Consider the following 254-nt stretch of genomic DNA (forward strand, 5'->3'; position numbering starts at 1 on the left):
AACTATGACAAGGTCTGTTAAAAGCCGTCTCAGGAACGGGAGATAACGCCCACTCATTGATAAACCATTGGTTGAACATGGGGTTATCTCTCCAGCCTTCGATATTTAGTAACCAATGCTGCTTTTGCTCTATGCAACTTCTATGGATGTACTGGCAAGGCGCATAGTTAAACTGGTGTTGTACCTGCGCGAGTGGTGTTTCTGGTTTACCCTCGCTTCGTGTGCCTACGACACCTTGTAAACTGAGCGATATT

Annotated in this window: 1 protein-coding gene; it reads right to left on the reverse strand. The window is 45.7% G+C overall.

What is annotated here, in order from left to right:
• Positions 1-253, reverse strand: a 253-nt coding sequence (locus tag O4H47_RS18235) for a SctK family type III secretion system sorting platform protein (protein WP_419719649.1), incomplete at its 3' end; no start/stop codon positions are given.
• Position 254 lies beyond the last annotated feature (1 nt).

It is taken from the genome of Maritalea porphyrae, assembly GCF_027213965.1.
GTDB lineage: Bacteria > Pseudomonadota > Alphaproteobacteria > Rhizobiales > Devosiaceae > Maritalea > Maritalea porphyrae_A.